The organism is Pseudoalteromonas sp. JB197, assembly GCF_002332205.1.
GTDB classification, from domain to species: Bacteria; Pseudomonadota; Gammaproteobacteria; order Enterobacterales; family Alteromonadaceae; genus Pseudoalteromonas; species Pseudoalteromonas nigrifaciens.
On the sequence record NZ_NRGZ01000001.1, the window covers coordinates 2,395,640 to 2,410,511 of the forward strand.

14 protein-coding genes are annotated in these 14,872 nt (G+C 40.1%); 6 read left to right on the forward strand and 8 right to left on the reverse strand.

Features of this window, described 5'->3' with window-relative positions; genetic code table 11:
• The first annotated feature begins 419 nt into the window (after positions 1 to 419).
• Positions 420 to 1,052, forward strand: a complete 633-nt coding sequence (locus tag CIK86_RS11350; RefSeq protein WP_086996603.1) for a hypothetical protein — start codon at positions 420 to 422, stop codon at positions 1,050 to 1,052.
• A gap of 91 nt (positions 1,053 to 1,143) precedes the next feature.
• Complete coding sequence (locus tag CIK86_RS11355) at positions 1,144 to 1,971, forward strand: mechanosensitive ion channel family protein (protein ID WP_086996608.1); 828 nt, start codon at positions 1,144 to 1,146, stop codon at positions 1,969 to 1,971.
• A gap of 77 nt (positions 1,972 to 2,048) precedes the next feature.
• Here the strand turns inward: CIK86_RS11355 and gpsA are convergent, their stop codons facing one another.
• From gpsA to CIK86_RS11375, 4 genes are read right to left on the reverse strand one after another with little or no spacing between them, the layout of a single operon-like run.
• Positions 2,049 to 3,056, reverse strand: a complete 1,008-nt coding sequence (gene gpsA, locus CIK86_RS11360) for an NAD(P)H-dependent glycerol-3-phosphate dehydrogenase (RefSeq protein WP_058372461.1) — start codon at positions 3,054 to 3,056, stop codon at positions 2,049 to 2,051.
• 3 nt (positions 3,057 to 3,059) lie between these two features.
• Complete coding sequence (gene secB / locus CIK86_RS11365) at positions 3,060 to 3,548, reverse strand: protein-export chaperone SecB (protein ID WP_011327080.1); 489 nt, start codon at positions 3,546 to 3,548, stop codon at positions 3,060 to 3,062.
• A gap of 40 nt (positions 3,549 to 3,588) precedes the next feature.
• Positions 3,589 to 3,846, reverse strand: coding sequence for a glutaredoxin 3 (gene grxC / locus CIK86_RS11370; RefSeq protein WP_086996610.1), 258 nt, complete (start codon positions 3,844 to 3,846; stop codon positions 3,589 to 3,591).
• A 31-nt stretch (positions 3,847 to 3,877) separates the two neighbouring features.
• A complete protein-coding gene (locus CIK86_RS11375) occupies positions 3,878 to 4,309 on the reverse strand; it encodes a rhodanese-like domain-containing protein (protein ID WP_058372459.1) in 432 nt (143 codons plus the stop codon).
• A 628-nt stretch (positions 4,310 to 4,937) separates the two neighbouring features.
• Between CIK86_RS11375 and gpmM the strand changes: the two genes are divergently transcribed.
• From gpmM to CIK86_RS11395, 4 genes are all read left to right on the forward strand, one after another.
• Positions 4,938 to 6,482: a 2,3-bisphosphoglycerate-independent phosphoglycerate mutase gene (gene gpmM / locus CIK86_RS11380; protein ID WP_086996613.1), complete on the forward strand. Its 1,545-nt coding sequence runs from the start codon at positions 4,938 to 4,940 to the stop codon at positions 6,480 to 6,482.
• 3 nt (positions 6,483 to 6,485) lie between these two features.
• On the forward strand, positions 6,486 to 7,628 hold the full coding sequence (locus CIK86_RS11385; RefSeq protein WP_086996616.1) for a peptidoglycan DD-metalloendopeptidase family protein: 1,143 nt from the start codon (positions 6,486 to 6,488) through the stop codon (positions 7,626 to 7,628).
• A 68-nt stretch (positions 7,629 to 7,696) separates the two neighbouring features.
• Positions 7,697 to 8,962, forward strand: coding sequence for a S41 family peptidase (locus tag CIK86_RS11390; RefSeq protein WP_086996619.1), 1,266 nt, complete (start codon positions 7,697 to 7,699; stop codon positions 8,960 to 8,962).
• 70 nt (positions 8,963 to 9,032) lie between these two features.
• Complete coding sequence (locus CIK86_RS11395; RefSeq protein ID WP_086996622.1) at positions 9,033 to 9,773, forward strand: divergent polysaccharide deacetylase family protein; 741 nt, start codon at positions 9,033 to 9,035, stop codon at positions 9,771 to 9,773.
• A gap of 81 nt (positions 9,774 to 9,854) precedes the next feature.
• On the opposite strand, the gene CIK86_RS11400 is transcribed toward CIK86_RS11395, so the two are convergent.
• The 4 genes from CIK86_RS11400 to ftsE form a co-directional block, all read right to left on the reverse strand.
• On the reverse strand, positions 9,855 to 11,723 hold the full coding sequence (locus tag CIK86_RS11400) for a methyl-accepting chemotaxis protein (protein ID WP_086996625.1): 1,869 nt from the start codon (positions 11,721 to 11,723) through the stop codon (positions 9,855 to 9,857).
• Positions 11,724 to 12,122: 399 nt separating this feature from the next.
• On the reverse strand, positions 12,123 to 12,986 hold the full coding sequence (gene rpoH / locus CIK86_RS11405; protein ID WP_011327068.1) for an RNA polymerase sigma factor RpoH: 864 nt from the start codon (positions 12,984 to 12,986) through the stop codon (positions 12,123 to 12,125).
• A 224-nt stretch (positions 12,987 to 13,210) separates the two neighbouring features.
• Positions 13,211 to 14,197 carry a permease-like cell division protein FtsX gene (gene ftsX, locus CIK86_RS11410; protein WP_058372451.1) on the reverse strand — a complete coding sequence of 329 codons (987 nt, stop codon included), beginning with the start codon at positions 14,195 to 14,197 and terminating at the stop codon, positions 13,211 to 13,213.
• Positions 14,194 to 14,871: a cell division ATP-binding protein FtsE gene (ftsE, locus tag CIK86_RS11415; RefSeq protein WP_011327066.1), complete on the reverse strand. Its 678-nt coding sequence runs from the start codon at positions 14,869 to 14,871 to the stop codon at positions 14,194 to 14,196. Before ftsE ends, ftsX begins: the two co-directional genes overlap by 4 nt.
• Position 14,872 lies beyond the last annotated feature (1 nt).

Consider the following 14,872-nt stretch of genomic DNA (forward strand, 5'->3'; position numbering starts at 1 on the left):
ATCTGGAAAACTACTTTCCAGAACTCAAAAAAGTCCAAATTTCTTTGCGATTTTTCACTTTTTCTGGAAAAGCCTCCTAAACTAGATAATATGTAGGTTTCCAGAGTGTTTCCAGATTTGGATGTACAGAGTAAACAGGAACGATGCGCTAAGTATCGACTTTAAACTGCAAAAGGCCTTTACTATTTATTTAGTAAGGGCTTTTTTTATGCTCAATATATTTACACTTGCAACACACAACAAACCAACCAAACCATTACAAGAAAAACAACATAAAAACACCAATTGCACATTTAACCCATTAATTTAACAGCAAAAGTTTTAGACCAATAAATATATAAAAAGTTTCCATAATATTTTGGCTTTCTGTCCTTTTTGTAATTAAAATCTCGCGCATGGTCTCCTATGTGGATTTTTTCATGTTTTTACTACGATCTTTTATTTACTTATTATGCTTAGCTGGTGTTGCCTCATTAATTCAGCTTGAAGGCTTTGAATTACAGCAAAATGCACTTTATAGTGAAGAAACACTCACTGAGCACATGCAAGATATTTTAACTTTTTTAAGTGCTATTTTGTTTTTTTATGCCTCGCGTATTAGCTCGAAACTTAAGGTAGCTTCGGTATTACTTGCAGCTCTAACAGCAATGATGTTTGTAAGAGAATTTGATACATACCTTGATATGTATGTTTTTGATGGCGCCTGGCAAACTATCGTTTATTCAATACTTGCTTGTACATTTGTTTACCTAATAAGAAAAAGAGGGACTATTTTTAGCTCCATCCAAGCCTATACTCAAACACCAAGTTATGGCATTTGCTTATCTGGCTTGGTTACGTTGTTAGCTTTTTCTCGCATTATGGGCAGAGGTGAATTTTGGCACTCTATAATGGGTGAGAGCTACGTGCGTATAGTTAAAAACATTGTAGAAGAAGGGATAGAAACACTTGGTTATACTTTAATTTTAATTTCAGCTATTGAGCTTGTACTTTTGTGTCGTAAACAGCTTAATAAACAGCATCACCATGTTGGCAATGGAGTAACTGACTAACCCAACTTAATTTTTTTGAGGTTAAGTTTGCTAATTGGTTTCATAAATCAATATACTAAGCTTGTTTGCAATTACTCGTATTTTGGAATTTATGATCAAAGATATACTACTACACCCAGTTCTTATCTCAGTGGTGGTGCTCACTATCGCATTTAGTTTAAAAGTACTTGTTGATAAGTTGGCGCGATATAGAGCAGAAAAAAAAGAAAAAGATACTCGCTACATTGCACACAATATTAAGCACTTTATTAACTTTACTATGGTTTTGTTACTGCTGTTTATATGGTCGACTGAGATTCAAAACTTTGCACTGTCTATAGCCGCTTTTGCCGTTGCTATTGTGCTTGCCACTAGAGAGTTTATTCAGTGTGTAATTGGCTTTTTTTACTTAGTAACAACCCGCCCATTTAGAATTGGCGACTGGGTACAAGTTGGTGAATATTATGGCGAAGTGGCAGAGACCAACTGGATTAAAACCACCTTACATGAAATTGATATGCGAACTTATCAATTCTCTAGAAAAACAATATTTATTCCTAATAACAAATTAATTACCAGCCCGATAAAAAACTTAAACTTTGTTAAACGCTTTGCTACTCATCATTTTAATATTGTGCGCAAAGATAGTTTTAACCCGTATCCTATTTACGAAACTCTTAGCAATAAAGCCAAGCATTACTGCGAGGAGTTTGAAGAAGTGGCGAGCCGGTATAACTCTATTATCGAAAGAAAATTAGATGCAAAAATTTCAGGCCCAGAACCCGAGATTCACTTTGGTACTACTGAGTTAGGAGAATTTAGAGCAAGCTTCACCCTATTTTGCCCAACCGATAAAGCACTTGAAATTGAGCATAAATTAACTGAGTGCTTTATGGAGCTGTGGTATAGCGAAGCAACTAAAAGTAATGTTAAAAGTTAACTTTTAGATTAATAAAGTATTAAAAACACGTCTATTTCATAGCCCCTAGAACTTTTCGAAACTCTAAGGGCTATGATTCATTCTGAGCGCTGCTCTCGGCCTAATAAAGCCATAGCCGCTTCTTTCATGTCTTTATTTTCGTACAGTACTTTATAAATTTGCTCGGTGATTGGCATTTCTACACCGCTGCGCTGCGCTAATAAATACACTTCTTTGGTGTTTCTAAAGCCTTCGACCACTTGGCCTATAGACTCTATTGCAGCCTCTACGCTTTCGCCTTTACCTAACGCTAAACCAAAACGACGATTACGTGACTGGTTATCTGTGCAGGTTAAAATTAAATCGCCAAGGCCTGCCATCCCCATAAAGGTTTCGGGTTTTGCGCCCAAAGCACAACCTAAGCGTGTTAGCTCAGCAAGGCCGCGAGTAATTAGTGCCGTGCGTGCATTAGCGCCAAAACCTACGCCATCGGAAATGCCTGCACCAATAGCAATCACGTTTTTAACCGCACCACCTAGCTGTATGCCAATAAAATCATCATTGTTGTACACTCTAAATGAGCGACCGCAATGCAGTAAATCAGCTAACTGCTTGGCAAATTCTGTAGAGGTGGATGAAACCGAAATAGCAGTAGGCGATCCCATGGCCATTTCTTTAGCAAATGTTGGCCCCGAAAGCACCGCTAATGGAATTGCATCACCAAGCTCTTGCACTGCCACTTCTTGTAATAAGCGCCCGGTATTTGGCTCTAGCCCTTTCGTTGCCCACGCAACTTTTGCGCCTTGCTGTAAAGCTGGTTTAATTTGCTTTAAAGTGTCGCCAAATGCATGGCTAGGCACAACCACTAACACTATTTCATTACTTGCAGCAGCACGTTGCAAGTCGGCTTCAAGAGTTAAAGTGTCGGGAAAAGGAATATCAGGTAAGTAACGTTGATTTTTTCGCTCAGCTGCAAGCGTGGCAACGTCGTCGCTATTGCGACCCCAAAGTGTCACTTGGTGACCATTTCGGGCTAAGCAAATAGCAAGGGCGGTGCCATAAGACCCCGCCCCTAATACAGTAACAGCTGAAGTTGCTGTACTCATAATTTATGCGTCTACTGATGCCTGCTCAGCTTGCGCTGTGCGTTGTTGCATGTATTGTGCAAATAATGCGTCAAAGTTAACTGGCGCAAGGTTAAGCTGTGGAAAAGTACCACGGTTAACAAGGTTAGAAACTGCTTCACGCGCATATGGAAACAATACGTTAGGGCAAAATGCACCAAGCATATGAGCAAGTTGTGTTTCTTCAACGTCAGCAATAGTAAAAATACCTGCTTGTTGAATTTCACATAAAAAGGCCGTTTCTTCGCCAATAGATGCAGTCACTGTTAGTGCTAAAACCACTTCAAATACACCTTCGTCTAACTTATTAGAGCGAGTGTCTAGGTCTAACTTAACTTCTGGTGTCCATTCTTTTTGAAAAATAGCTGGAGAATTTGGCGTTTCAAACGACACGTCTTTTGTGTAAATACGTTGAATAGTAAATTGTGCGCCAGTTTCTTGTTGTGCTGCTGCGTTTTGCGTTTCTTCGTTCATTGTAATCCTTAACCTGTTCGTTATTATAATTAGTTAAAATTTAAGCGTTTAGCTTTTTATCAAGCTGGCCTTGTGCTTCTATTGCCATCATGTCGTCGCAGCCACCTATATGCTCATCATTAATAAAGATTTGCGGTACCGTGCTTGCGCCGCCTGCTTTGGCGATCATTTCATCACGCAGTTCAGGCTGTACACCAATATCAAAGTTTGTGTATTGCACGCCTTTACTGTCTAAAAGTGCACGAGCACGTTGACAAAAAGGGCAATACGCTTTGGTGTATAAAACAACATTACTCATAATATATCCTCTATCGGACTACTAATATTTATTAGCGACCGGTTGTAGTTGGTAAGCTCGCAGATTGCCACGCGCCCATACCACCAGATAACACACTTACCTGCTCAAAACCCGCTTTATGCATAGCGGTTGCAGTTCCTGAAGCGGTCATGCCTGTAGTACATACCAATATAATGGGTTTGCTCTTATACTTTTCAAGGCTTGAAAAGTCAGATTTTTTCGCATTTTCAGGGCTTAAATGCTGAGCACCGGCAATATGCCCGGTGTTAAACTCTTTTTGCGCACGCATATCAATAACTTGACCGTCTTCACGGTTGATAAGCAGTGTTAACTGCTGAGGGTTTATTTGGCGCACTGCTGAGAGTTTACTTTTGATCCAACCACTAACAATAAGAAACACAATACCCACCCAAGCTGCACTTAAGATTGGGTGATTGGTGATAAATTCAATATATTGATCCATTCGACATCCACTATAAAATTACATCCTAAAACGTGATGTTTTAGCTATTTTTTCGTTCAATACCAATTGCATTAACTCTATAAGCAAGTATAACAAGAGGTAAGCTACTCACAAACAACATAAAATTTAAACAGGAGTACTCACTTCTGTAAAGATTTTAAACACAATATATACCTAATTTACCTTACTCGCATACACAGCGCTTTAATAAAGTTGTTATTATACCAATTGCATTAAATTAATGGGCTATTAAAGCGTCAATATAATGGGTCAATAACAAGTAAAAAATGATGATATATAGTTGTTCTATATGAGTTATTTTTAACGCAGTTAGTGAGCTATTTAATCCGCTAAAATGTGCATGTTTTTAATAAAATTGGTATTAGCTGCGCAAGTATACCCAAATCAGCTAAAAATGCGAGTTAAGGCAAAGCATAATACGCTTTTACGAGGTGCTTTTAGTAAGAACAAAGTAATAGCTTGCTGTTAATTTTTAGCAAGATATTAAAAAGTTTTAATATCTTGTTTTGATTGCTGATCCTAGCTATAAAACACGGTATGCTTAGCATCAGCATGTTAGCGGTAATGTTAGCGTGTTTTATCGCAACGTTAACCTTGAGGAGTGACTATGTCAGAACATAAAAAACCACTGGTATTAATGATTTTAGATGGCTGGGGATACCGCGAAGATGAGCAAAGTAATGCGATTCTTGCTGCAAATACCCCTGTATTAGACGAATTATGGGCCACCCGCCCGCGCACATTAATTTCAGCTTCGGGTTTTGATGTAGGCCTTCCTGATGGTCAAATGGGCAACTCTGAAGTTGGCCACGTTAATTTAGGCGCAGGACGCGTTGTTTATCAAGACTTTACCCGTATAACAAAAGCGATAAACGATGGCGAGTTTGACTCTACCCCTGCACTAGTCGATAACATAGATAAAGCCGTAAGTGCCGATAAAGCCGTGCACATTATGGGGCTATTAAGCCCAGGCGGCGTACACAGTCACGAAGATCACATTGTGGCAAGTATTGAACTTGCTGCAAAACGCGGCGCAAAAGAGGTGTACTTTCATGGCTTTTTAGATGGCCGCGACACGCCTCCACGCAGTGCAAAAGCTTCTATTGAACGCATTGAAGCGGTATTTGCAAAGCTACAATGTGGCCGTTTAGCATCGCTAATTGGCCGTTATTACGCAATGGACAGAGACAACCGCTGGAACCGCGTAGAAAAAGCCTATAACTTACTTACGTTAGCACAAGGCGACTTTAGCTACCCGACTGGCGTAAGCGCACTTGAAGCAGCTTATGAGCGCGACGAAAACGATGAGTTTGTAGCCGCAAGCACCATTACACCTACAGGCGCAGAGCCGGTACAAATTAACGATGGCGACACGGTTATATTTGCTAACTTTAGAGCCGATCGCGCCCGTGAAATTACACGTGCATTTGTTGAGCCTAACTTTAACGGTTTTGCCAAACAAAAGTCACCTGCCCTTAGCGCATTTGTAATGATGACCGAATACGCTGCAGATATAGACGCCCCAGTTGCATTTGGCCCTACGCCACTGGTAAACGTACTTGGCGAATGGTTTGAAAAACACGGTAAAACTCAACTACGTATTTCTGAAACTGAAAAATATGCTCACGTAACGTTTTTCTTTAGTGGTGGCCGCGAAGACGAATTTAACGGTGAAACCCGCGAACTTATTCCTTCACCTCAAGTTGCAACCTACGATTTGCAGCCCGAAATGAACTCAGAAATGCTTACCGACAAACTCGTTGCGGCAATTAAAAGTGGTAAATACGACGCTATTATTTGTAACTACCCTAACGGCGATATGGTGGGTCACTCAGGTGTATTTGCAGCAGCAGTTAAAGCCTGCGAAGCAGTTGATCACTGTATTGGCCGCGTAGTAGCAGCACTTAACGAATATGGCGGTGAAGCGCTTATTACTGCCGACCATGGTAATGCTGAGCAAATGGCCAACCTTAAAACAGGCCAAGCCCATACTGCACATACTAGCGAGCCAGTGCCATTTATTTACGTTGGGCGCGATGCAACACCTTCTGAGGGTAAAGCTCTTAGCGATGTAGCGCCTACTATGCTGCACTTAATGGGCATGGAGCAGCCAACTGAAATGACAGGCAAACCTATCATGACGTTGAAATAATCTATGCATACACGTATTAATAGCGTTACTAAGCTAATTTTAATACTGACTTTTTTAGCGACTGCAACTGCAGTCGCTAATGAAGATCGTACCAAAAAAGATCTCAGCGAAGTACAAACGGCACTTAAACAAAGCCAATCTGAATACAACGCACAACGCAAAAAAATTGCCAACCTACAAAAAAATCTACAACAGCACGAACTCGACATAGCTAAAAACGCCAAAGCCCTAAATATGGCTGAGCAGTCGATTAAAAAAACCGAACAACAGCAACAACTGCAACAGCAAAAAGCCGATCAACTCGAACAACAACATGCACAGTTTCAACACGCATTAGCTGCGCAACTTAAAAGTGCTTATATGGCCGGTGGCGACGATGACTATGCAAAAATGCTGCTCAATCAAGAAGACACTGCTAAGTTTGAGCGCACTCTAAGCTATTATAATTATTTAAATAAAGCCCGTATTGAACAACTCGAAGAGCTAAAAGCGCTGCAGTTACAAATAGCGCAAAACCAGGCTGAACTGGCTAAAACAAAGCAAAAACTAGTCAACCTGCATGATGAACAAAAAAGACGCCAAACCGCATTAGTTAGTGCTCAAAGCGAACGCCAAGCCAATTTAAAAAATTTACAGACACAGCTAAACAGCACCAAAAGTTCAATTAACTATTTAAAAGAAAACCAACAAACGCTTATCACAACTATTGAAGAGCTAGAGAAAGAAAAAAATAAAAAAGTTGAATTACTCGGCCTCAATAACAGCAAAGGCAAGCTTAACTGGCCAAGCCGAGGTAAGTTAGAACACACTTTTGGACAACGAAAACACGGTGGAATTGACTGGAAAGGCGTATTAATTGGCGCAAAAGAAGGAAGCAATATTAACAGTGTTCATAACGGCCAAGTGGTATTTGCCGATTGGTTAAAGGGCTACGGCTGGGTAATTGTAGTTGACCATGGTGAGGGCTTTATGAGCCTTTACGGCCATGCACAAACCTTATTGAAAGATGTTGGTGACATGGTAAGAGAAGGCGAAACGGTAGCGCTAGTTGGCCAAAGCGGCGGGCAGACAAGTTCTGGTCTATACTTTGAAATGCGCCATAAAGGGCGTGCAGTAAATCCTGAAAAATGGTGCAAACGCATTTAGCAAATACCAATCTTATTAAAAATATGCCATTGGTATAAATTAACCGCTGCGCCGTATTGGAGCAGCCGATGGACAAAAAAAGCACCCTAGCAAAATGGTTTAAAAATACAGGCTTTACGCTTGGCTTGAGCCTGTATTTACTTGCCCTATTTATTTTTATTAGCTTTTCAGCAAATGTGTTTTCTAGTTCGATTAAAGAATTAAAAAACCAACAAATAACAGAAATCCTATTTAACATTCATACCTACTACGTTGAAGATCTTACCCTACTAAACACCACTCATACTAGCTATAACAACCAGCAATTTGCGCATTTCTATGCCCAGCTTGATCCCCATTCTAAATACCTTGATGAACACGAATTAAATGCTTTATTTGATAACACTAATGGCCGCTATACCGGTTTAGGTATTGAGGTTAAAAAAATAAATAATAACGTGACCATTGTAAATGTAGTGAATAACTCACCTGCTAAAAGTGCTGGGATTATGGCCGGTGACATTATTATTAACGTTAATAATCAAACAACACAACACAGCTCCGTAGAGCATGTTGCTCAGCTAATAACAGCCAGCAAACTTAGTAATATTAGCTTAACCATTAAACGTGACAACCAACCGCAACCACTTAATTTTAATATGAGCCGCCGCGAAATAAAACTCGAAAGCGTTACTAGTCACCGCTTAGGTTTAGGCCGCGGTTATTTAGCTATAAATAGTTTTTCTAACCACACTTTACATGAAGTGGCTTTGCAAATAGCAGCCATGCAAAGTCACTTTGGGGACCCACTTAAAGGCCTAGTTATTGATTTACGTGACAACCCCGGCGGTACACTTAGAAGCGCTGTTGCGGTATCGGATCTGTTTTTACAAAACGGTACTATTGTTACAACCAAAGGGCGCTATAACGAGGCAAATAAAGCTTTTTATGCCAAACACGGAGACATTTTAAAAGGCGCCCCTATTGTCGTGCTAATTAACGAAAACTCGGCATCAGCAGCCGAAATTTTAGCTGCCGCATTAAAAGATAATAACCGCGCCAAGGTTGTTGGCAGCCAATCTTTTGGTAAAGGCTCAGTGCAATCGCTTATTCCACTTGGTGATGGCAGCACTGCATTAAAGCTCACTACAGCTAAGTACTTCACTCCTTTGGGGAAATCAATCGAGGGTGTTGGTATTACGCCCGACGTGGCGATTAATCAAACAACCCTTTCACAAAGTGATAAAGCCGTTATAATCAAAAACCAGCAAGCTAAAGGTAAACAAACTCAACTAGCCAGCAAGGCAGCTGATTTACAATTAGTAAAAGCTAAACAGTTACTTAACCTGCAATAACTTAGCCTTACTGAGGTTAAGTTAATAAGCTCTAAAAATAATAAAAACTATAAATTAAAAAGCGATAAAGATGAAAGTAATTATAGGGCTGATATTGATGCTTGGTTTTGTGTCACTCAATGCTAAAGCCAAGCAAATAGCGATAGTAATAGACGACATAGGCTATCACCAGAGAGATTTAGAACTGTTAACTTTGCCCGGCCAAGTGTCGTATTCAATTTTGCCTCACACGCCTTATGCACAAGCTTTTGCCACTTTAGCCAGTAAAACAAATAAAGAGTTATTACTGCATATTCCCATGCAAGCACTTAACGGCAAGGAGCTTGGCCCTGGCGCACTTACGTTAAATATGAATAAAGAGCAGATACAGCAAATACTTGGCACTGCTTTGGCCAGTTTACCGCAAGTTAAAGGGGTTAATAATCACATGGGATCGGCGCTCACCCAGCAAGGTCAAGCTATGAGGTGGATAATGGAAGTGCTTAAAAAGCGACATTTATACTTTTTAGATAGCCGCACCACTGAATTAAGCCAGGCACAAAATGCCGCTAACTTTTTAGGCGTTGAAAATATTGGCCGTCATATTTTTTTAGATAACATAACCACACCAGAACAATTACAACTGCGCCTAGATGAGCTAAAACAACACGCTACTGAGCATAAGTTTGCCATTGCAATTGCCCACCCCTACCCTGAAACAATCGCATTTTTACGCCACGTTTTACCACAGCTCAGCAAACAAGGTTTTGAATTAGTACCCGTATCTAAGCTGGTAGAGCGTAAATATATACAACTGGCAGAGAAGTACTAAGGAAGAAAGGCGATAACGCATGCTTTAAATATAACCACCCTACTGCATAGCCATGTGCGAGCAGTAGGGTGGTTATTATGCTCACAAAATGAAGGTAGCGACTTTATCACTTAAATCTGCAGCACGGTCTTTAAGTACTTTTGCCTGACTTAAGTGGGTCATAGCTGATTCAGTGATCTCATCTGTAACATCTTTTATAGCTACTGTATTTTGAGTTATTTCATTTGTTACTTGCGTTTGCTCTTCTGCTGCTATGGCAATTTGCCCTGCCATATCAGAAATTATATTAACCGCTTGAGTAATTTCTTCGAGGGCTTGCGCTGCAGCATTAACGTCATCAACACTATTATTAGCTAATCCTTTACTGCTATCCATCAAGCTAACAGCTTGTTTGGTTGTGTTTTGCAAAGTTTCGATGGTGGTATAAACTTCTGCGGTAGAGTCTTGAGTTCGACGAGATAAAACGCGTACTTCGTCTGCAACAACAGCAAAGCCGCGACCTTGGTCACCAGCACGAGCAGCTTCAATAGCCGCATTTAATGCTAACAAGTTAGTTTGTTCTGCAATTTCCTGAATAGTTGTCAAAATACTAGAAATTGCTTGTGCATGAAGACTTAACTCACCTATAACCATAGTGGTTTCATCTATTTCAGATGCCAATGAATTAATGGTGCTGCGAGTTTTATCGACCAAGCTTTTACCCTGTGCACTGCTTTGGGCTGATTGCTGTGATGCTGCTGTGCTTTCTGCATTGGCTGCAATTTCATGAGTTGCACTAGACATTTCTGTTACAGCAGTAGCAACCATCGCTACTTCTTGCTGCTGACGCTGTAACTCTTCAACGCTCGTTTGATTGGTACATAAGCTTCTCTCTGCATCTAAATCAAGCTCAGTTGCAAGCTGGCGAATATGGCTAATAAGTCCATGCTGGCTACTCACAAAGCGATTAAAGCTATCAGCTAACACACCCACTTCATCTTGGCTATCGACCTCTATACGCTGCGTTAAATCGCCATTACCGTCTGCAATCCGTGATAATGCCTGAGACACTCGAGTTAATGGCCCGAGTAACAAACTTAACAACCATGAAATAGCCAAAACACTCACTATTAAAGCTAAAGCAGCTAAACCTAATTGAGTTAACATTAAGTTTGTTAATGGTGCTTCCAATGTTTTTTTATCCAGTACGAAAGCTAACTGCCAATCAGTATTAGGAATATCTACGCCCCAAAGTAATTTATCTCGGCCTTCAGTTTTAAAATAAGCAGGAGTAAGCTTCCCACTTTGAATACTCGATTGCACCAGCTTAGTATTTAACTGTTCATCAATATTACTGATTTGACCCATGACTTTACTTGCGTCTTTATAAGCAATCACTGTACCGTCATTGTGCATCATGATTGCATAGCCGTTGGCTGGCAACGCCATGTTATTGACATTTTCAACTAAACTAGCAATAGATACGTCACCGCCAACCACACCGTTGCGTGTAGGTTGGGCTATACTAACTACGGGTAAATTAGAAGTAACATCTAAATAAGGCTTGGTAATAATAGCTTTACCTGCTTGTTGGGCGTATTGATACCAAGGCCTAGTTAAGGGGTTGTAATCGGTGTTATCGATACTTGGATCAGAGTCGAACATTTTACCATCGCTGTTACCAAAATAAGTCGACTGAAAATCCCCAGAAGCTTGTGCTTGCTGTAACGCGTTTAGCATATCCCCTTCTACCTTTGTGGCCACCGAGCTAATAATTCGCAGGCGATCAGCAAGCCATTGCTCTATTTGCGCAGCTTGCTGCTCACCCGATTGACTCACCTGTTCTATACTACTTTTTAATAACAGATTTTTTTGGGTCGAATAACTACGCCATGATAGCAACGCTACCACAATTGCGAGTGCGAGAATAACCGATAACAATATCTTTTTCTTTAGTGAATATGAATGCATATTGAGTACTAACACTGCTTTTAATTAAATTGAAAGGTTGGTAAAAACACAGCTATTTGCCAGCCGAATTTTGTATATGAATTACGATGAGAAATCATCCCAATCCTCTATTATTTTCGCATACATAGTAAAAGAATAGAATTAAAATCAGGCAATTAAAGTGCAAAACAAACGCTAATAACATTAACAAAAACATAGATGTAAATTAAAAAGATCAAAACTTTATGCAATGTAAACAAAGAGGTTTTAATTGTATTTTTTGTGTTTTTATTTACTCAAAAATTTACAACTTCAGTTCCTATATACTACGAATATAAAGTAAGGCAGATTCAATATTTAAAACAAAAAAGCCCCGCATTTTATATGCGGGGCTTTTTTTTGTTAGCTAAATGGTTAGGTTTACACCATTGCAGCTTGTAGCTTTTTCATCGCTGTTTTTTCTAGCTGGCGAACACGCTCAGCCGATACACTGTATTTTTCAGCAAGTTCTTGTAGCGTTGCTTTATCGTCGGTTAACCAACGTGCGCTTACAATGTCTTGCGAGCGTTCATCTAGCGTTTTAAGAGCGCTAAACAAACGAGTATGTGATTGTTCTTGCCATTGTTGCTGCTCAATATCGTCAGCTAAGTCAGCAGTGCCATCAGTTAAATACTGTACTGGTGAATAGGTGCTGCTTGGTGCGCTGTCGTCGTCATCACCTGTAAGGTCAAAGCCCATGTCTTGGCCGCTCATGCGCGATTCCATTTCACGTACTTCTTTTTCACTCACACCTAGCTCGCTAGCTACTGTGCTAACTTCTGCTTGGTTAAACCAGCCTAAACGTTTTTTATTTTTACGAAGGTTAAAAAACAATTTACGTTGCGCTTTAGTGGTAGCAACTTTTACGATGCGCCAGTTTTTAAGTACAAACTCATGAATTTCTGCTTTAATCCAATGCACTGCAAACGATACTAAACGCACACCCACTTCTGGGTTGAAACGCTTTACCGCTTTCATCAGGCCAATATTACCTTCTTGGATTAAATCTGCTTGTGGCAAGCCATAACCCGAGTAGCCTTTTGCAATATGCGCTACAAAGCGTAAGTGCGACATAATGAGTTGCTTTGCAGCACTAAGATCACCTTCTTCCTGAAGACGTGTTGCCAGCTCTTGTTCTTGCTCTACTTTAAGCATAGGAATAGTGCTTACCGCTTGAAGGTAACCGTCCATGCTTGCGCTTTGCTGTCCAACTGTAAGTGCCATTGCGTATAAATCTTTACTCATTTTTCACCTCGGTGATAAACATTTGAAACCATCTTAGCACTCTTTACCTAAGAGTGCTAACCCCAATTTAAAACTTTTCTTAAGTATAAATCAAGTGGTTTTTTGTATTTTTTAAGTCTACGCTAAGCGACTGAATAAGTGATGAATTAAGCCTGCTATAGCTTTAAAGCACTTTTATAAAAACTGCTTTAAAAAGAATAATATAAAAATGTGACCCTTTTATGTCAGACCTTATCTGGCTCAATTTCTTTTATATAACGATTAACCGATAAGTACGAACCAATAAACCCTAAGCTAGTAGCAAGCAGTACCAGCGAGCCAAATTCTTTTAAGGTTAAGCCAATTAAAGAAAAACTAGTTTGGTAAACGCTTGCCACACTGCTAACCGCAGTTGATAGCCACCACATCATTAGCGCCACACATATAAATGCAAATAATCCGCCTATAACGCCATACCATATTCCGGTCCATAAAAAGGGGGCGTGAATAAAAGTATTAGTAGCGCCTACTAGCTTCATTACTTGTATTTCTTCTTTTTTATCCATAATAGACAAACGAATAGTGTTACCTATTATTAGCGTTACCGAGGTAAGCAATAGCAGCGCAATGGTAATAACACTTTCTTTTAATAGGCTTAGCAATGCATTTAGGCGCTCAAGCCAAGCTATATCAAGCTTGCCAAAATCAACTTCTCGCTCACTTTCAAGCTTAGTTAAAAGTACTTTTGCGGCATTAGGCTGTCTGTGTCGCGATGTTGGTATAACGAGCACAACATCGGGTAACGGATTGCTATTTAAGTAGCTTAACGCCTGACCAAATCCAGATACTTGCTTAAACTCTTGTAGAGCTTGCTGCTTGGAAATAAAGGTCACGCTTTCTACTTCTGGGTAGAGTGCTAAACGCTTTACTAAAGTTTGGGTTTCTTGCTCGCTCATGCTTTCTTTTACGAACAAAGAAATTTCGCTGGCCTCTTCAAAGCCACTGCTTACCTGTTGCACATTTTTAACCACTAAGTATAAGCTAGCTGGCAAGGTTAAGCTCAAACCCAGTACTGCAATAGTCATTAACGACGCTAGAGGTGTACGCCACATTTCACCTAAGCTATGTACGCCTTGGCGAAAAATATTAATAATAAAAAAATAACCGCCAGCAAATACTGATTTTTTTTGTTTATCGTTACTATTTTGACGACTTTTAAAAAGTAAACTCATAATGCGCCCTCGGCTAACGGATCTTGAATCATACGACCATCTTTTAGGGTTAAGCTGCGATACTTCATCCGGGCCACTAATCCTAGATCGTGGGTAGCAATAAGTACGGTTGTTCCATGGTTATTAAACTCTTCAAAAAGACGTAATATTTCCATTGAAAGCTCAGGATCTAGGTTACCCGTAGGTTCATCTGCTAATAATATTGGCGGGGAGTTAACAATTGCGCGGGCAATACCCACACGCTGCTGCTCGCCACCAGAGAGCATAGATGGGTGGCATTTAATTTTATCAATCAAGCCAACCTTATCAAGCGCGCCATGCACACGCTTTGCAATTTGCTTATGGTGTGTGCCTTCAATGATCAAGGGCAGTGCTACGTTATCAAATATAGTGTAGCGCTCTAATAAGCGGTGGTTTTGAAATATAATGCCGATGTCGCGACGGACATAAGGAATTTGCCGTGAGTTTACTTTGTTTAAATCGATACCGTTAATAAACACACTTCCAGCAGAAGGACGTTCCATTAAGCTAATTAGCTTTAACAGCGTACTTTTACCCGCGCCACTGTGGCCGGTTAAAAACGCGAGTTCACCAGGTTTAATATGAAAATTAACTTTTTCAAGAGCGCGATGCCCGCCTGGATAGGTTTTACTTACTTGCTGAAAATTTATCATT